A 17173-nucleotide genomic window follows, 5' to 3' on the forward strand; every position below is an offset into this window, starting at 1 on the left:
TAGGAATATGCGTAGGGAAATTTACTATCCTATTTTAAGCTTCTATCATAAAATTCTAATAAGGCAGTTTCACCAAATTTAGTAATCATATATTTTCTCTCACTTTGATTACGTTTAGTGCCATCTGATAATTTTATTAATGAATAGTTTTCTAAAATATTAATAGTGGAGCGTACAACATCTTTATGTTTATTACTGAACAAATTATAAATCCCTTCAATATTTAGACTATCTGCTTTAGTGTATAAGGTTTGAAGAATAGGTATAGCAAAAGGTTTATATTGAAGCTCAATATCCTTAGTTAACTGTGAAGAAAAACTATCTATTTGATAACCATCCATCCTAATCCCCTCTATAAGTGTTTCTTTAATAATTCTATGATTCATGATAGTTGTCCTATGTGTAGGAATTCGAAATGTAAGGTATATTATTAATATATATGGAGTAGTTGGAGTAATTTACAATAACGTAGTATTTGTATCAAATTGTTAATTTTTGAAGTTTGGAGTGTTAAAGATGATTATCGCTGAAATAAGACATAAACTTGATTTTGTTAATTTTGAAGATGACGAATTAAGAACTAGAGATATAACAAGGATGGAAGATGTGTTAACTAGTAATATATTTGGAGTACTTAAAAATGTCGATATAAGGGTATTAAATGATATATTATTGAAATCAAAAATTGATAAATTGGATTGTAAAGGGAGGTTTCTATTTTGGGAGAGGTACGAGAACAATACCGAACCTGACTTGGTAATTGAAACGCAAGATAGGTATATCGTGGTTGAAGTTAAATATCTATCAGATTTTGATAAGGGGACAAATGAAAGGGAACCACAAATATTAAGAGAGTTGGAGGGAGGAATTAAACAGGCTGGAAAAAAGAAAGTAGATTACCTAGCTGTAACTAAAGAAGAGACTATTGATTGGTATTCAAAAATTTATTCGAAAAACGATTATATCGAAAAATTAAGAAATAGCTTTCATTATTTGCATCATATTTCGTGGAAAGATATACATGGAATTTTAAAGAAGCAATCTAGTAATGCTGCTCTAGATGATATTAGTAGGGCATTTGTGGAGGATTTGGTTAACTATCTGGAATTAAAGGAGGTTGGATATATACCAATCAGTAGTGTAAATGGAAGAAACTTTAACTACTTTTTTGGCGATGAATCAAATGATATGTACAGTTTGGTTAAAAATATAGGGAGAAATAGTGGATATGGTACTGATGAAATATATAAGGTTAACTTAAATAGCCTTGGGTCCAATAAAAGAATAGAATTATACAATAAGATTATTGAATATATTGAAAAACTTATAGAAAGTGATAAGTTAAGGAAGTGTTTAAATAGCATAGCAACCAATAAAATTAGCTTAGATTTAATGCTTGATGTAGATGATAGTGAGATAGATGAATGGACGAGATTTATAGTTTATTTATTTAAATGTCCATATATAAATTTAAATGGTCAGGGGGATATCTCAGCGAAACTACATTTTAAAAGAGGAAACTATACAAAAGCATCTGTAAGTCTTTTTACATACTCAAAGGGGAGTAGGGCGTTAGTCTTTAGAGTAAACAGGTAAACTATTTAGTATTTCTTCAATTCTTTATTCAAATTTATAAAATAGAAAGGAAGGATAGCATTTTTTCAGTTGAACAAATGAAGGAACTTGTTAACAAAAATAAACCTAGATAGAATGAATATATAATAATAAGTTTATAAGTAAAGTAAATGGAAAGCTTATATTTCTTGTATATTCATATCTAAGTTTTTCGACAATGCAGGAATCCTCTTTTTAATATAGAAGATAATATGTTGAAAGGAGTGAAACTAATGGGATTAGAAGAGCTAACAGTGGGATATATAAAAAGATGTAATGAAATTCTTGAAGCTCTGGATGTTAAAGAAGCTAAAAAATTTCAGGATATTATTATTAGTACCTTTGGAGATTATATAGCAGGTATAAAGAATGAATTAGATAACTATAGTGCAGCTGGTTGGTATAGTGATAGACAAGTGGATTTTTTAGGTGATATAGAAAAATTAAAGGGTAAACTAGAAATATTCCTTGCAGCAGGATGTAAATCTACTAAAGATATTAAAAATTCACTAGATGGAAATGGAGTTATCAATATTCATAATAATAATCAGAACTCAAATACTAATACAAATACAACAAATATAGAGGCAGAAATAAGGTTAGTATTTGATGAAGCTAAAGCAAAAGTAGAATCTGATGAAAATCTTTCCGAGACAGAGATAAAAGAAGTATTAGAAAAAATTAAAGAAATCGAAGACATTCATGAGTCATGCGAAACTAAAAACAAAAAATGGTTTGAATTAAAACCTACTATGGAGTGGTTAGGAACCAAAGGATTAAATACTGCGACTACTATCTTAAATCTCATTACTGCTATAATAAAATACAACAGTTAAAAAGAGCTTATATAATCTCTTTTTGCATATTTGACACCTCAATTTACTTAATTTTGTTGATTGTATCAAAAGTGATAAAATTTAAGTTTTATTATGTTTTGAGCAGGGGAAATCTTACTTTTTTATATGAGCTAGAATTATTAAAACAGTAAATTTATAAAGATATAAAAGTTTATATCTACTAGTACCTTTAATTGCAAAAACTGTGGCGTACATCGTAACCTAGAGCTTGATTTTAGTAAATTTGTAATGATATACTATCATTAGATTATGGAAAATGTTTGAATTTTGTTATGGTATATATCAATATAAATAGGGAAAACGTATATCTAATAAAAATTGAGTTCTTATAAGCTGAAGTAACAATGATACCAAATACTATGGCTCCTGTAGATATGGAAACAGCAGTGAAAGTTCAAAAGCTTATAGATAAGCTTGAAGATGATGATGACGTTCAGGACGTTTGTCATAATATTTATTATTTAAAATATTTAAAGAAGGTAAGTAAAGTTGCCTTCTTTTTTATGCGCTAAAATTAAGGGGAATAGATTAAAGATATCAATGAGGTGTACTGAGGAAATGTAATTAATATCTATAATATAAACGAATTTTAAATATTATTGATACTGTTATTAGTAAGTAGTACAATATTTTAGAAAAGGGAGGTTTGCTAAAAGCTCCCTTATACTATTTTAATTTAATATTATGTTTCTTAGATAGCCTATCTAATGGATTTATACTATTAAAGTTTTCCTTTATGTCATCATTAGTTAAAGATAAGTATGTTTGCACCTGTTTAAGTGAAGTATGACCAAGCAATTTTGCAAGTGTGTGTATATCTCCGCCATTCTTTAAATACATCGTAGCAAAGGTATGACGATATAAATGAATGGATGTTTTCATTATTCCTCTGGATCTATGATAATTAATTATATTTATTCTTAGGGTAGAAGAAGGTAATTGTTCACCATAAGAATTTGGAAATAGATAATCTTTACCTTGACCACCTCTAATATTAAGATATTCACCAAGGATGTTATGAAGCATAGAAGCTATTGGTACATAACGTTGATGTTTATTTTTAGTTCTAGATACAAGTAATAAATCATTCTCAAAGTCCACGTCTTGCACTCTAAGACTCAATAGTTCAAGAGACCTTAAGCCCGTAGCTAATAAAGTATTGATCATTACCCAAGTGCGGTATACTCCAAAACTTTTCCTAGGCGGTTTTTTCAATAATAATTTAAGTTCTTCCTCAGTATATATAACTTTTATTTTCTCTGTAGTTTTATAATCAGGTATTGTGAATGATTGTATATATCCCAAAGATATACCATATTTGATAATGACTCTTAACCACTTTATATAAGAATGAATTGTAGTATCAGTTATATCCTTGTTTCTTAGAAATAATTTAAAATCGTCAATAAGATTTCCATTAATTTGTTTGCATTTTAAGTTTTCTAAATCTATAAACAGATTGAAGGCTTTATAGACACTATTATAATTTGTAATTGTGTGTGGACTTATATTGTTTACAGTACATCTTTTTATATACATAGAATGTAACTCTTTGAACAATATATCTTTTGAATTATTAATTTTTATCAAGTGTTTTCTAACCATTTTAATATTCTCCTAATAGTCTTTAACTATATATTTTTATTAAAGAAGTTAACGTTTATTGTTTTTTTGTAGATGGCTTAAAAGACTTGATTTCCTTAAAATATTTTAAAAAGGTTATTGACATTAACGTTGCGTGAAGGTGTAAATTAATCTTGTAAGGAGGTGAAAACATGGAATACACAGTGCAAAAGTTAAGTAGTTTAGCAGGTGTAAGCACTAGAACGCTTAGGTATTATGATGAAATAGGAATTCTTAAGCCGGCAAGAATTAATTCATCGGGATATCGAATTTATGGTGAAGCGGAAGTTGACAGATTACAACAAATACTGTTTTACAGGGAATTAGGTGTGAGTTTAGATAATATAAAGGATATAGTTACTTCACCTTCCTTTGATAGATCAAAAGCACTTAAAGAGCATCGAGAAAAGCTTATTGAGAAAAGAGAACAATTAGATTTATTAATTAATAATGTAGATAAAACAATAGCGTTAACTGAAGGGAGAATTAACATGAGTAATAAAGAAAAGTTTAAAGGATTTAAACAAAAAATGATTGATGATAATGAGAAAAAGTATGGTGAAGAAATACGAGATAAATATGGAAATGATGTAGTTGAAAAATCAAATGCAAATTTAATGAACATGACAGAGGAACAATATAAGGAAGTGACAAAACTGACTGAACAAGTTATAAGCACTCTAGCTGAAGCATTTAAAAATGGTGACCCATCAAGTGAGATAGCTCAAAAAGCAGCAGATTTGCATAAGCAATGGCTCACTTATTATTGGAGTGACTATACTAAGGAAGCACACGCTGGGCTTGCTCAGATGTATGTTGATGATGAGAGATTTACAGCTTATTATGATAAAGAGCAGCCAGGAACAGCAGCCTTCTTAAGAGATGCGATTTTTATCTATACAGGTATGAAAGAGTAATGTCAATAAAGATTAAACGAATATACGAATCTCCTTCAAAAGAAGATGGTAAGCGAATATTAGTAGATCGCTTATGGCCACGGGGAATATCAAAAGAAAAAGCAAAGGTAGATATGTGGTTAAAAGATATAGCACCAAGTACTGAGGTGCGTAAATGGTATGGTCATATACCTGAGAAACATGAAGAATTTAAAAATCTATACGAACAAGAACTTTCTACTGATCCTGTGCATATGGATAAGGTCAATTTATTAAAAAAGATGTCCAAAGAAGAAGATATAACTTTGCTTTATGGAGCGAGAGATATTACCTATAATCACGCTATAATCTTACTTAGTTGGATTATACAAAGTAGAAATTGATAAAAGGGAAGTCAGATACACTGGCTTCCTTTTTCTATATGCGTACTATTTAACAAAGTAGGCATTAATATCAATTTGATTTAAATCACATACAAAATTCTATTTAAGGAATAAAATAATAATTGTATAACGACAAAAAACTTTATAAAGTAATAAAATGACCATATTAGTTACGGTTTTTAGTTACCTTGTAGATATTATTATGTAAGGGGAGATAACATGGAGATAAATAAAATAATTATATTCTGGATACTAATTATCCTTATTATGCATTTTATACATAAAAGAAAAATAAATAGTATCTCAAAGCTTAATATACAGCTAAGTAATGAAAGAAAAAAGATGGAGGCTGTTTTTTCAAATATAGAAGATGGCTTAATAATTACAGATGCTTCAGGCAACATTACTTATGCTAACCCAATGATAGAAAAGGTTTTAGAAAATGAGGGGAAGCAGTTATCCGATATGACATCTGAAGAGGTATTAAGTGTAATTAATAACAAAATACAAAGTAATGCCCATTACTGTAAGCATGAGGGAGTTAACGAAACAGGAGTTTGTCATAATCATAATAATTCAGCAACTAGCGGTGATACTCACTCATGCTTCGATACTAAGATTAATAGAATTAAAGATAAGGACGGGCGTATTGTTGAAAATATTATAATCATACCTAGCATGAGGGAGTGTGATGAGGCTCACCAATTGATACACAAGATGGCTCACTATGATTTATTAACAGGTTTGGCAAATAGAGTGATGATAAATGAGACTTTAGAAGAGATGCTTGTAGAAGCTAAAAACTCAGGTAACAAACTAGCGGTTGCATTTATAGACTTGGATAACTTTAAGTTAATTAACGATACAATGGGTCATGATGCTGGTGATTTAGTACTAAAAAAAGCAGGTAAAATAATTCAGAGCAACTCAGGAGACAGCGATTTTGCAGGGCGTTTTGGGGGAGATGAATTTATTATAGTAATGCCTAATGTAGAAAGTACAAAAGTCGTATTAAAAAAAATTAAAAATATTATAGAGATGCTTAATAAGCCAGTACATATTAAAGATAGAGAATTTTACATACCAGCAAGTGTAGGGGTAGCAGTTTATCCGGAAGATGGCAGTACTGCAGAAGCTTTAATAAAAAATGCGGATGTTGCCATGTATAGTGCAAAAAGTATAGGTAAAAACACTTGTAAGCTATATAATGATGAGATGAATGTTGAAGCAACAGAAAAGCTTAAAATGATTAATGAATTGAAAAATGCAGTGAAAAACAATGAATTCATGGTACATTATCAACCTCAGATAGATATTAATACTAATGAAGTTGTGGGAATGGAAGCACTAGTTAGGTGGCAGCATCCTACTAAAGGACTTGTACCACCATTAGAATTTATACCACTTGCTGAGGAAACTGGGCTTATAATTCCAATGGGGGAGTGGGTTTTAAAGGAAGCTTGCAGACAAAATAAAGCTTGGCAAGACCTTGGTTATAAACCTATGAGAATAGCAGTTAATCTTTCAATAGTGCAATTTGAACATCAAGGCTTAGTTCAAACTGTAAAAAGAGTATTATCTAAAACAGGGTTAAGTCCGGAGTGGTTAGAACTTGAAATAACAGAAAGTCTTGCAGTAAAATGTTTTGATTGTGCAGTAAAAAGAATTAAGCAACTTAAGGAGCTAGGAGTATATATTTCCTTAGATGATTTTGGAACTGGCTACTCGTCTTACAATTATTTAAACCAGCTTCCAATAGACTCTCTTAAAATAGATAAAATATTTTTAGATAATCTCACAAAGGATTCTGATGAAGAGTTTATTACAAAAACTATGATTAGTTTAGCAAAAAGATTGGATTTAACAGTGATTGCTGAAGGAGTAGAAACTACAAGTCAGCTTAATTTTCTAAGAAAACAAAAATGTAATATAGCACAGGGTTTTTTGTTTAGTAAACCTATACCAGCGGAGGAATTTGTAAATTTGGTAAGAAAAACATCAGCATAACAATATAAAGAGATATCTCAGTCATAAGAGATATCTCTTTATATTATTTACGAAAATCTATGCTTGTTCAAATTGGTCTTTACCTACACCGCATAAAGGACATGCCCAACTATCAGATATATCCTCAAAAGAGGTTCCAGGATTCACTCCGTTATCTGGATCTCCTTGTTCTGGATCATAAACATATCCACAAACTATACATACATACTTTTCCATAATATTTCCTCCTTGATATTTTAGTTTAGTACTATTAAATATGAATATTGATTTACATTTTAATGAAATACTGTAACAGGTAGTATCTTAAATATATCTACATAGTTGCCTGCTATCTTAGGATAATTTTATCAATGTTGGGTTACTTTGTCGGTAACTTATGTTACAGAAAATAATAAGATTTAATTGTATAATGAGAATTATTGTGAAATATATGGAATGAACTGATAGTAATAGAAATTCAGGAATATTTTACCATTTGGACAAAAAGAATTTATAAAGTCGGGTAAACGCTAATATGTGATTTGGGGCACATACTCATAACGCAATAAAAGGTAAAATATAGATAAAAAGGGAGCTGATTATTAATGGAATGGACATTTAAGCGAAAAAAAATATCAGAAGAAAAGAAGGACGTTAATTATGAATTAAAAGAAAATTTAATGAAAATAATGACTAACGCACTAGAGAATAATTTTCCTAATATAAGTGAAAATGAGTTAGACGATGCAGAACTCGTAAGGCTATGGAACAAAATAGTGGGAAAATTTCATGAAAATAAGAATAGAACAACAGTAGATATCAATAATTTATTAGAAAGCGTTACAAGATTAGATTCTATAAAGGAAATGATAGATAGTGCAAATAAGCAAACTGAAGCCCTTCACACGATGGCTACAAGTAGTGAAGAATTGGCAGGATCAATTAATGATGTAGCTAGAATTGCACAAAAGGTGGCCGAAGAATCAAATCAAGCGCAACAAACATCTGACGAGGGTGTAAAAGTTATATCTAATTCAATGGAATTCGTTATAAAATCATTTAATGATATTAACCAAATAAATGAGCAAATGCACAGAGTCAAAGAAAAGACACAAATAATAAATCAGATAACTGATATAGTTAAAGGAATAGCTGAACAAACTAATTTATTAGCACTTAATGCAGCTATTGAAGCTGCTAGGGCAGGAGAGCATGGAAAAGGTTTTGCAGTAGTAGCTGATGAGGTAAGAAAACTAGCTGAGCATACAAAAAGATCTGTCTCAGATATTCAAAATAATGTTGGAGAACTGCAAAGAGACATAGATTCCTCAGTACATAAAATAGGAGAAACATCAGCACAATTAAGTTCTGGAAAAAAACTTGTGGACAGTGCATTAAATTCAATTAACACTATAAGTAATTCAATTTATGCAGTTACAGATTCTGTGATGATTGTTGCTGCTAATACCGAAGAGCAAACAGCAGTAACAGAGACCTTTACAAACGGAATAAATAAATTGACTGCAGAAGCAGATAACATTTCAAATATTTGTATTGATACAGGAAATTCTATTTTTGAAATAAGCAAGAAAATTGATTTAATAAGAAGGAAGTCTTTAGGAGATGAATCTTGTTTAAGTGATATAGATAAAATTGATGTTTATAGAGCAGATCATCTATTGTGGAGGTGGCGTGCTTACAATATGTTACTTGGATATGAAAAAATCAACTTAGATCTAGAAGAGGATTATAAGAACTGTAGTTTAGGAAAGTGGTATTATGGGACTAGTGGTGAAAAGTTAAAAATGTATAAGAGTTTTAAAGACATAGAAGAACCTCATATTGAACTTCATGAAATAGTGGAACAAGCAGTTTCTGCTTATGAGAAGGGAGATATGAGTGAGGTGGAACATCTTCTTGTTAAGATGGACAAATGCTCTAAAATATTAATACAACTTCTCGATGAATTAAAAGATGAACTAAGTAAGTAGTGCCAATTCTGTTGAGTTTTATAGTAAATAAAAATTTGAATAAAAGGATCATTCAAAAACTTGTTTTTGAGTGGTCCTTTTATTTAATTGACAACAATAAGCGATAATGTTATTATATCTATGAAATTAATAGACGGGAGGAGAATATGGAGGAATTAATTCGTAACGCAACTATAGAAGATTTTAAAAGGGGCTATATATGGAATAGTAAAGAAGCTCAGTTTGTTTGTATTTCATGTGGTGAAAGAATTGGTGATAATAATGAAAGTGTAAATACTCACATTGTAAAACATGGCAGTTCTATTGAGAGACTACTTTTATTAAACAAGAAGCATACTGGATTAACTGAAATTCAAAAAGAATTTTTGACAATGACATCAAACAGGTATACTGATAAAGAAATTGCTGCTAAGCTTGGTTGTACAGAATCCACAGTAAGAAACATGAGATTTTCTTTAAGAGAAAGAGCTAGGCAAGCGAGAGCTTTCTTAGCAGTTATGGAATTAGCAGAAGAAAAAACACCAACATTAACACCGCCTAAGCTTAGAGTCTTTCCTGTTAGAGAAGGAAAAAGAAAAGAATTATTACCGAGATTTGCTTCCTTGTTTGAGCCAAATAAAGAATATACAGAACTGGAAGTGAAAAATCTTATTAAAGCTATTTATGAAGATGATGCAACTATACGTCGCTATTTAGTGGATTATGGATATTTAAATAGAACTAGGGATGGAAGTAAATATTATAGGAATTGTAAGGAGAATATAATGGATAAGATAAATAAAAAAGAACTTATTAATGAATATAAGCAGAAAGAAGTAGAAATGGGGATAGTTAAAATACATAACAAAGTTACAGGATATTCTTTTGTTGATATATGCAGTAATTTATATAAGCCTTTTGAAGGAACAAAATTTAAATTAAGTGCTGGAAGATTTAAAGTGAAAAAATTACAAGAGGATTGGAACACTTACGGACAAGATGCATTTACATTTGAAGTAGTAGATAAACTTAAGCCAATTGAAGGTGCTACAGAAAAGGAAAAAATGGAGGATTTAAAAGAACTTTTACAGATGTGGGTTGATAGTCAGGGGGAGGGTTTAAAATTGTATAAATAAAGCGATTGGATAACACCAACCGCTTTATTTATCAAAATTCTATTTTTCTTTTAATGCTAAAATTCCATGTGATAAGAGACCTAACCCTATACCTGCAGCTGCTCCAAATATGCCATAAGCTATTATGTGATTTAATGCAAAGCTTATACCAATTCCAATAGTGGTAGATAACATTAAACAAGCTGCGTAAAATAGTATGTAGTATTGTTAATTATAATAAATTAGGTTGCAAGAACTTGAAATAATAGTTTATATTGGTATAATTAACATGAGAATTATGTCATATTGATATTTTTAAAAAAGCAAATATAAAGTAACATTAAATATTGAGGTGGTAAATAAGTGGATAAAATTGACTATAAAAAAGAGTTAAGGTCACTATATTCTGGGAAAAAGAATGTCTTTAATATAATTGAAGTACCCAAACTAAATTATCTTAAAATACATGGCAGTGGAAATCCAAATACAGATCCAACATATAGCAGTTCTATAGAAGCCTTGTACTCAATAGCCTATGCGATCAAATTTATATGTAAGAAAAGAGAACTTGATTTTGTAGTTATGCCTTTAGAAGGGTTATGGTATGCCGATGATCATAACGTATTTCAAAATAGAGAAAAGGAAAAATGGAGTTGGACCATGCTTATAATGATGCCGTCATTTGTTACAGAGGGCATATTTAGAGAAGCGGTAGAAACAGTAAAAAAGAAGAAGGACAATTCTAAAATATCTGAAGTATTTTTTGAGGAATATGAAGAAGAATGTGCTGTCCAAACACTACACATTGGTAGCTATGATGATGAAGAAGCTATTATTTCGGAAATGCACAATTATATTTCAAGTCAAGGATACAAGTTAAATGGAAAGCACCATGAAATATATTTAAGTGACGCAAGAAAAACTAGACCTGAAAAGCTGAAAACCATAATAAGGCAGCCAATTATTAAATAGAAACAGTAACATGTTATCATGGTGGGGTATACAAAGATAATATGTTACTGTTTATTGCAAAACTAGCTAATAAACAATAAAAATACCATGCACTAAGAAATAATGATTTATTGACAGAAAAATTTAATATCTTATTATTAAAACAAAGAACTACAAGTATATAAAATACTTCAACAAGCAAGGAAACATCTATTTCAATAGGTGTTTTTTATTTAGAATATATTGTTGACAATATTTGATATGCTAAAGTATAATGAAATGTATTTTTCATTTATAGTTTTCAACTATATTAAACAATAAGTACTATAAAAAATAAGAAAGATTTTAATTCACGTATTAATTTTAAGGAGTGATGAGATGCAAAGTTCAGCACCTGCAAGTTTCTTTCGAAATCGTTTTATTCAGGTTATTATGCTTTCAGGTATTTTATTACAAATAGGAATATGGGTTCGTAATTTTGCTATTCTATTGTTTGTGATGGAGAAAACACAGAATGATCCATTTGCTGTTTCAATGATTTCTGTTGCAGAATTTGCACCAATATTTATTTTTTCTTTTATAGGTGGAACCTACGCAGATCGTTGGCGTCCAAAGCGTACAATGGTTTGGTGTGATTTATTAAGTGCTATTTCAGTGCTAGTAGTACTGCTTACAATAATTTTTAGCACTTGGCAAGCTGTATTTTTCGTAACATTTATTTCAGCTATCCTCTCACAATTTTCTCAACCATCTGCTATGAAGCTATTTAAAATTCACATACCTATTGAAAAACTTCAGATGGGGATGGCAATGTTCCAAACATTAATGGCAATTTTCATGATTATAGGACCAATGATGGGTACATTTGTGTATCAAAGGTTTGGTATTAATATTGCAATTGGGGTAATGGGGGTAGCATTTCTATTGTCTGCAGCTGTACTGACGTTTCTTCCACCTGATGAGAAAGAGGAAAATAAACAAATAGAGGCAAATTTTTGGAAGGAATTAAGTGATGGTTTCCGATATGTTTGGGAAAGAAAAGTACTTACTATACTTGGAGGGGTTTTTGCTGTAGCTGGCCTAGCAGTGGGGATTATTCAACCGCTTGGAATTTTTATTGTTGTAGAAAGATTGGGCTTGCCAAAGGAAAGCTTACAATGGTTACTTGCAACAAATGGTGCGGCGATGCTTATAGGTGGTGGTGTACTACTTGCCCTTTCGAAAAAGATTAGTCCACAAAAACTTCTTGCGCTTGGACTATTTGTCAATGCAGTAGCAATTGTAGGCATTGGAATATCTACTAATTGGATAATTACTCTTGCATTCCAGTTTTTAAACGGATTATTTATGCCTTGTATTCACATTGGAATCAACACTTTGATTCTTCAACTTACAGAAGAAGAATTTGTGGGAAGAGTAAATGGAGTCCTAAACCCACTTTTTATGGGGGCAATGGTAATCACGATGAGTTTGTCAGGGTGGTTAAAGATTCAATTTTCGTTAGTAACAATGTATGTAGCATCCGGTATACTATTTCTTCTAGGTATGATTCTAACAGCACAACTATTTAACATAGATAATTCTAATGAAGAAGACAAATTGATTGTTGAAGGAGAATAATGTAGGCTCTTTAGAATAAAAATGTACTTCATAGTTGGGAACATTAATAAGAAAATGCCATCGATTCAGATTAATTCGATGGCATTTTTAGTTTTTATCAGTAATTATATTTATAGAGAATAAATGACTTATATCATATGGTATTTTATGATAGAAAAAATTAAAAATAATAATTGACTCTTACCTTAGGTAAGGCATTATGATTATTAACGAGGTGAGAAATTATGCTATATACAGTTAAAGAAATTGCAAAACTAACAGGGGTTACAATAAAGACACTCCACCACTATCATAAGATAGAGTTACTTGAACCTTGTGAGATTAGTGAGGGAGGTTATCGTCTTTACGGAGTAAAGGAATTGGAGAGATTACAGCAGATATTGTTTTATCGTGAGCTTGATTTTTCACTGAAAGATATCAAAATAGCACTTGAGGATGAACCGAGTCGATTGAGTTGTTTAACAAAACAACAGGAACTGCTTTTTGCGCGCAAGCAGAGATTGGAACGTTTGTTAAAGAATATTAATGAGTCGATTGTTCTCACTAAGAAAGGAGAAATTATGAATAAATCAGAAATGTTTCAAGGATTTAACAAAGAAGAATGGGAGGATGCTCTTACTGAGCAAAATGAACATCTCAAAGATAAATATGGTTATGATATGATAAAAGAAAATGATTTTGAAGTAAATGAAATGAACGAAAAGGCAGCAGAGGCTCAGAACTTTATGGGAAGTGTAGTAGAGGCTTTGAAGGATGGATGGAAACCAAGCGATGAGAGATTGCAAAAAATGATAGAAAATCATATTACATTTTTGAATGACCATGGTACAGAGATAAATGCAAAAACATTTGCAACGCAGACAAGATTCTTTTTAGAAGATGATTTTCATAGAAATATGCTTGAAAGTCAACAAATAGGATTTAGTTATTATCTTTGTATTGCAGTAGAAATGTATGCTGATGGTAAATAGCTTATAGATAAGTTACTCAAAAGCTAGACCTATCCGCCAGGATATATTAGCAGTTCTTCGGTACTATAAATAATTTTTAGAGAACGTTCATAGGTTTGTGTAAAATTATATAGATGAGGTCTAACTTAATTGGAAATTACTATAGGAAAAAATTCCTGTAGTAATTTTTACTTTTTGTGGTAATACTAGATAATGTCGTAGTATAGCTTTTATCTGTTAGTATTGTTTGTAATTTTTTCATTATTATTCTCTTTTATTCAAAAAAGTACAAGCGTAGCTTTTTAGATATATTGTTCAAGCCTATCTTCAAACATTATACTAAGTTGAGCTAATGTTAAGAACCAGTTCTGACTCGGCGAAGTCCATTTTCTCATAATCTGCTCTGTAGCTAAATATAGAGCTTTCATCAATGAATCATCCGTAGGGAATGATGTTCTAATCTTAGTAAATTTTCTTAGCTGCCTGTTGAATCCCTCTAAAGCATTTGTAGTATATATTATTCTTCTAATCTCTGGTGGAAAAGCAAAATATGTAGATAAGTTCTCCCAGTTATTCTTCCAAGACTGTATAACTATTGAATACTTTTCTCCCCAAGTGTCTTCCAAAGTTTGAAGGGAATTTAGAGCTATTTGCTCACTTGTTGCTTGATATACAGATTTTAAATCCTTCATAAAAGCCTTACTGTCCTTTGAAGCTACATATCTTATAGAATTTCTAATCTGGTGTATTATGCAGTTTTGTATACTTACATTAGGGAACACAGCTTTTATAGCATCAGGCAAACCTTTAAGACCATCCATACAGGCAATTAGTATATCCCTTACCCCTCTATTTTTAAGGTCGTTACAAACTGATAACCAGAACTTAGCTCCTTCCTGTTCTCCAATCCAAATACCAAGTATATCCTTATAACCCTTAGTATCTAAAGCCATACAAATGTATGCAGCCTTACTTACAATCCTATGTTCTTCTTTAACCTTAAAATGAATAGCATCCATATAAACTATAGGGTATACAAGGTCTAACGACCTATTTTGCCAGGCGATAGCCGTTTCGATAACCTTATCTGTTATTTTTGAAATCATCGTAGGAGATATATCAACTCCATAAAGTTCATCAATTTCTGATTTAATATCGTCCACAGACATGCCTCTTGCATATAGACCTATAACCTTTTTATCAAGCTCATTACAAACTGTTTCATATTTCTTCACAATCCTAGGCTCAAATTCTGATTTTCGGTCTCTTGGCACACTTACATCAACTTCTCCGAAGCTGGTTCTAATATTCTTCTTACTATAGCCATTTCTGTAGTTCTTATTATCATTGTTCTCTCTCTCATACTTCTCTCTACCGAGATGTTCTTCCATCTCAGCCTCTAAGAATTGCTGAATTATGTTGCCAAATAACCGTTGCATTAGCCCATTCTTTCCAACTAAATCCTCCATACTCTTACATTTATTTAGTTCTTTATTTAAATCTATATCTGGTATTTGTAATTGTTTCATTTCTTTTTCTCCCTTCATAAATCATTGTGGTTATTATTCCCATAAATACCAGCTATACATACATAAAAAAAGCATACATAGATTTGATTTACACAAATCTATGTATGCTCCCAATTTTTATGATTCTAAAGCTCGGATTTTATAAAAACCTAAGAACTTTAGAAAACTCGCTGACGCTCAGACAATCTAAAGTTCTAAGATTTTTACAAAATCCTTCGCTAAGAATCATTAAAAAAGTATTTAAATGTACACTCCGAACTACCAATGTATCCTTCTGGATAAGTCAACTTTCGGTGTTTCTTATCTGCAGTTGTGTATTTAAATTATTCTATAATTTAAACATATTTGTAAGCTCATTCATATCTTCAGATAGAACAACCAATTCATCAGAAGTTTTATCAATTTTATTAAAGAGTGTTTCTTGTATACTTAGCTTTTCCTTAATATCGTTTGAAACATTAAGTCCAGATTCGATAGTCATATTTATGTCATCTATGGTTGCAGTCATTTCCTCAAGAGAAGCCGCCTGAGTTGTAACACCATCAGTTATATCCGTAAGCATAGCAAAGGTATTTTCCATACTATCGATGATTTTATTTATGCTTAATTTTACTTCATTTGATTGAGCAACACCAAATTCTACTTTTTCTTCTGTTGCTGAAACAGCAGATACTACATTTCCAGTTTTCATATTCATATCTTTAATAAGATGACCAATATCCTGTAAAGAAGCATTTGTGTCTTCAGCAAGTTTCCTTATTTCTTCAGCTACTACAGAAAAACCTTTACCAGCCTCTCCAGCCCTAGCTGCTTCAATAGCTGCATTTAAAGCAAGAAGGTTTGTCTGACTTGAAATTTGAGAAATAATATTAACAATTTCAGTGATTCTATTACTTTGTTCTTCAAGCCCAAGTACTTCAGTACTTACATTTTTTGAATTTTCAGCAAGATCATTTATAGCACCAACTATAGAATCAACAGAATTTTTGCCACCTTCTGCGGCATCTTTTACTAGTTTCGTATATTCTGCAATCTTCGAAGCAAGTTCTGCAGTTCTCTGCGAGTTATCAGTGATACCAGATAGTGCAATTGAAGTCTGCTTTATATTTTCTGCATTTTGATAGGAACTAGATATAAGCCTCTTAACTCCCTCATTAATTTCACTTACCTGGGTATTAGCTTGAATAATTATATTATTCAAATCCTCTGAGGACAGAGTAACCTTTCCAGAAGATTTTTGTATTGTTGAAATTAGGTTTTTTAAATTTTCTTTTGCTTTTAGTAGGGAACTTATCATTTGGCCTGCTTCTCCATGTTGAAAAGTTTCAATGTTAACGGAAAGATTATTGTTTGCAATTGAATCTGCAAGCATAATCCCCTTTTTTAATGGCTTTATGAGAACGTATTCAGATAGCGAAGCTGCAAGTATTTCAAAGACTATAAAAAATATTATGGCTTTAACAACAACTTGTCCAGTTATTATTTGAAAAGGATTATGATAAAGGTTATAGGATAGAGTAAACATTATAGACATATTCGAAATAAACATTGCAAAGAAAACTAAAAGCATAATACGAGTACGAATCGAGATATTTTTAATTTTATTCATAATATAATCCACCTGCCTTGACTAATTATTTTATTAAATAAAAGGGAAAATTTTAGTGATATTAAAAGTA

The 17173-nt window shown here is 30.7% G+C and carries 16 protein-coding genes and 1 pseudogene; 11 read left to right on the forward strand and 6 right to left on the reverse strand.

The window, feature by feature from the left end:
- Positions 1-29 precede the first annotated feature (29 nt).
- Positions 30-341, reverse strand: a complete 312-nt coding sequence (locus AC0N0V_RS06835) for a hypothetical protein (RefSeq protein WP_474462951.1) — start codon at positions 339-341, stop codon at positions 30-32.
- Between the two features lie 175 nt (positions 342-516).
- On the opposite strand from AC0N0V_RS06835, the gene AC0N0V_RS06840 reads away from it, so the two are divergent.
- The 3 genes and pseudogenes from AC0N0V_RS06840 to AC0N0V_RS06850 all read left to right on the forward strand — a co-directional run.
- Positions 517-1596, forward strand: a complete 1080-nt coding sequence (locus tag AC0N0V_RS06840; protein ID WP_474462953.1) for a hypothetical protein — start codon at positions 517-519, stop codon at positions 1594-1596.
- A 251-nt stretch (positions 1597-1847) separates the two neighbouring features.
- On the forward strand, positions 1848-2450 hold the full coding sequence (locus AC0N0V_RS06845) for a hypothetical protein (RefSeq protein ID WP_474462954.1): 603 nt from the start codon (positions 1848-1850) through the stop codon (positions 2448-2450).
- Between the two features lie 353 nt (positions 2451-2803).
- Positions 2804-2983 (forward strand): annotated as a pseudogene (locus AC0N0V_RS06850) (YebC/PmpR family DNA-binding transcriptional regulator); the annotation flags it as partial.
- 154 nt (positions 2984-3137) lie between these two features.
- On the opposite strand, the gene AC0N0V_RS06855 reads toward AC0N0V_RS06850, so the two are convergent.
- Positions 3138-4076 carry a tyrosine-type recombinase/integrase gene (locus tag AC0N0V_RS06855; protein WP_474462956.1) on the reverse strand — a complete coding sequence of 313 codons (939 nt, stop codon included), beginning with the start codon at positions 4074-4076 and terminating at the stop codon, positions 3138-3140.
- 170 nt (positions 4077-4246) lie between these two features.
- Between AC0N0V_RS06855 and AC0N0V_RS06860 the strand changes: the two genes are divergently transcribed.
- The 3 genes from AC0N0V_RS06860 to AC0N0V_RS06870 all read left to right on the forward strand — a co-directional run bounded on the left by AC0N0V_RS06860 (position 4247) and on the right by AC0N0V_RS06870 (position 7380).
- Positions 4247-5011: a MerR family transcriptional regulator gene (locus AC0N0V_RS06860; protein WP_474462958.1), complete on the forward strand. Its 765-nt coding sequence runs from the start codon at positions 4247-4249 to the stop codon at positions 5009-5011.
- Positions 5011-5373 (forward strand): DUF488 domain-containing protein, encoded by a 363-nt coding sequence (locus tag AC0N0V_RS06865; protein WP_474462960.1) that lies wholly within the window; start codon positions 5011-5013, stop codon positions 5371-5373. Before AC0N0V_RS06860 ends, AC0N0V_RS06865 begins: the two co-directional genes overlap by 1 nt.
- Before the next feature lie 219 nt (positions 5374-5592).
- Positions 5593-7380, forward strand: a complete 1788-nt coding sequence (locus AC0N0V_RS06870; RefSeq protein ID WP_474462962.1) for a putative bifunctional diguanylate cyclase/phosphodiesterase — start codon at positions 5593-5595, stop codon at positions 7378-7380.
- 57 nt (positions 7381-7437) lie between these two features.
- On the opposite strand, the gene rd is transcribed toward AC0N0V_RS06870, so the two are convergent.
- On the reverse strand, positions 7438-7596 hold the full coding sequence (gene rd / locus AC0N0V_RS06875; protein WP_474462963.1) for a rubredoxin: 159 nt from the start codon (positions 7594-7596) through the stop codon (positions 7438-7440).
- A 368-nt stretch (positions 7597-7964) separates the two neighbouring features.
- On the opposite strand from rd, the gene AC0N0V_RS06880 reads away from it, so the two are divergent.
- Both AC0N0V_RS06880 and AC0N0V_RS06885 read left to right on the forward strand, forming a co-directional pair.
- Positions 7965-9350, forward strand: a complete 1386-nt coding sequence (locus AC0N0V_RS06880; RefSeq protein WP_474462965.1) for a methyl-accepting chemotaxis protein — start codon at positions 7965-7967, stop codon at positions 9348-9350.
- A 146-nt stretch (positions 9351-9496) separates the two neighbouring features.
- Positions 9497-10465, forward strand: a complete 969-nt coding sequence (locus AC0N0V_RS06885; protein WP_474462967.1) for a DUF2087 domain-containing protein — start codon at positions 9497-9499, stop codon at positions 10463-10465.
- A gap of 39 nt (positions 10466-10504) precedes the next feature.
- Here AC0N0V_RS06885 and AC0N0V_RS06890 read toward each other — a convergent pair whose 3' ends face one another.
- On the reverse strand, positions 10505-10639 hold the full coding sequence (locus AC0N0V_RS06890; RefSeq protein ID WP_474462969.1) for a hypothetical protein: 135 nt from the start codon (positions 10637-10639) through the stop codon (positions 10505-10507).
- A gap of 168 nt (positions 10640-10807) precedes the next feature.
- Here AC0N0V_RS06890 and AC0N0V_RS06895 point away from each other — a divergent pair, with 168 nt between their 5' ends.
- The 3 genes from AC0N0V_RS06895 to AC0N0V_RS06905 all read left to right on the forward strand — a co-directional run bounded on the left by AC0N0V_RS06895 (position 10808) and on the right by AC0N0V_RS06905 (position 13986).
- Entirely contained in the window at positions 10808-11416 is a 609-nt protein-coding gene (locus tag AC0N0V_RS06895; protein WP_474462971.1) for a GyrI-like domain-containing protein, read from the forward strand.
- Positions 11417-11773: 357 nt separating this feature from the next.
- On the forward strand, positions 11774-13015 hold the full coding sequence (locus AC0N0V_RS06900; protein WP_474462973.1) for an MFS transporter: 1242 nt from the start codon (positions 11774-11776) through the stop codon (positions 13013-13015).
- Positions 13016-13239: 224 nt separating this feature from the next.
- Entirely contained in the window at positions 13240-13986 is a 747-nt protein-coding gene (locus tag AC0N0V_RS06905; protein WP_474462974.1) for a MerR family transcriptional regulator, read from the forward strand.
- A gap of 281 nt (positions 13987-14267) precedes the next feature.
- On the opposite strand, the gene AC0N0V_RS06910 is transcribed toward AC0N0V_RS06905, so the two are convergent.
- Together AC0N0V_RS06910 and AC0N0V_RS06915 are read right to left on the reverse strand one after the other, a co-directional pair.
- Positions 14268-15494: an IS256 family transposase gene (locus tag AC0N0V_RS06910; protein ID WP_474464472.1), complete on the reverse strand. Its 1227-nt coding sequence runs from the start codon at positions 15492-15494 to the stop codon at positions 14268-14270.
- Between the two features lie 328 nt (positions 15495-15822).
- Positions 15823-17103 carry a methyl-accepting chemotaxis protein gene (locus AC0N0V_RS06915; RefSeq protein WP_474462976.1) on the reverse strand — a complete coding sequence of 427 codons (1281 nt, stop codon included), beginning with the start codon at positions 17101-17103 and terminating at the stop codon, positions 15823-15825.
- Positions 17104-17173 lie beyond the last annotated feature (70 nt).

It is taken from the genome of Clostridium sp. CS1-1 (assembly GCF_056135525.1).

What these genes read in the sequence shown, in the direction of transcription:
- AC0N0V_RS06835 (WP_474462951.1), bottom strand. Translation starts at nt 341, where the DNA reads ATGGATGGTTATCAAATAGATAGTTTTTCTTCACAGTTAACTAAGGAT.
- AC0N0V_RS06840 (WP_474462953.1), top strand. Translation starts at nt 517, where the DNA reads ATGATTATCGCTGAAATAAGACATAAACTTGATTTTGTTAATTTTGAA.
- AC0N0V_RS06845 (WP_474462954.1), top strand. Translation starts at nt 1,848, where the DNA reads ATGGGATTAGAAGAGCTAACAGTGGGATATATAAAAAGATGTAATGAA.
- AC0N0V_RS06855 (WP_474462956.1), bottom strand. Translation starts at nt 4,076, where the DNA reads ATGGTTAGAAAACACTTGATAAAAATTAATAATTCAAAAGATATATTG.
- AC0N0V_RS06860 (WP_474462958.1), top strand. Translation starts at nt 4,247, where the DNA reads ATGGAATACACAGTGCAAAAGTTAAGTAGTTTAGCAGGTGTAAGCACT.
- AC0N0V_RS06865 (WP_474462960.1), top strand. Translation starts at nt 5,011, where the DNA reads ATGTCAATAAAGATTAAACGAATATACGAATCTCCTTCAAAAGAAGAT.
- AC0N0V_RS06870 (WP_474462962.1), top strand. Translation starts at nt 5,593, where the DNA reads ATGGAGATAAATAAAATAATTATATTCTGGATACTAATTATCCTTATT.
- rd (WP_474462963.1), bottom strand. Translation starts at nt 7,596, where the DNA reads ATGGAAAAGTATGTATGTATAGTTTGTGGATATGTTTATGATCCAGAA.
- AC0N0V_RS06880 (WP_474462965.1), top strand. Translation starts at nt 7,965, where the DNA reads ATGGAATGGACATTTAAGCGAAAAAAAATATCAGAAGAAAAGAAGGAC.
- AC0N0V_RS06885 (WP_474462967.1), top strand. Translation starts at nt 9,497, where the DNA reads ATGGAGGAATTAATTCGTAACGCAACTATAGAAGATTTTAAAAGGGGC.
- AC0N0V_RS06890 (WP_474462969.1), bottom strand. Translation starts at nt 10,639, where the DNA reads ATGTTATCTACCACTATTGGAATTGGTATAAGCTTTGCATTAAATCAC.
- AC0N0V_RS06900 (WP_474462973.1), top strand. Translation starts at nt 11,774, where the DNA reads ATGCAAAGTTCAGCACCTGCAAGTTTCTTTCGAAATCGTTTTATTCAG.
- AC0N0V_RS06905 (WP_474462974.1), top strand. Translation starts at nt 13,240, where the DNA reads ATGCTATATACAGTTAAAGAAATTGCAAAACTAACAGGGGTTACAATA.
- AC0N0V_RS06910 (WP_474464472.1), bottom strand. Translation starts at nt 15,494, where the DNA reads ATGAAACAATTACAAATACCAGATATAGATTTAAATAAAGAACTAAAT.
- AC0N0V_RS06915 (WP_474462976.1), bottom strand. Translation starts at nt 17,103, where the DNA reads ATGAATAAAATTAAAAATATCTCGATTCGTACTCGTATTATGCTTTTA.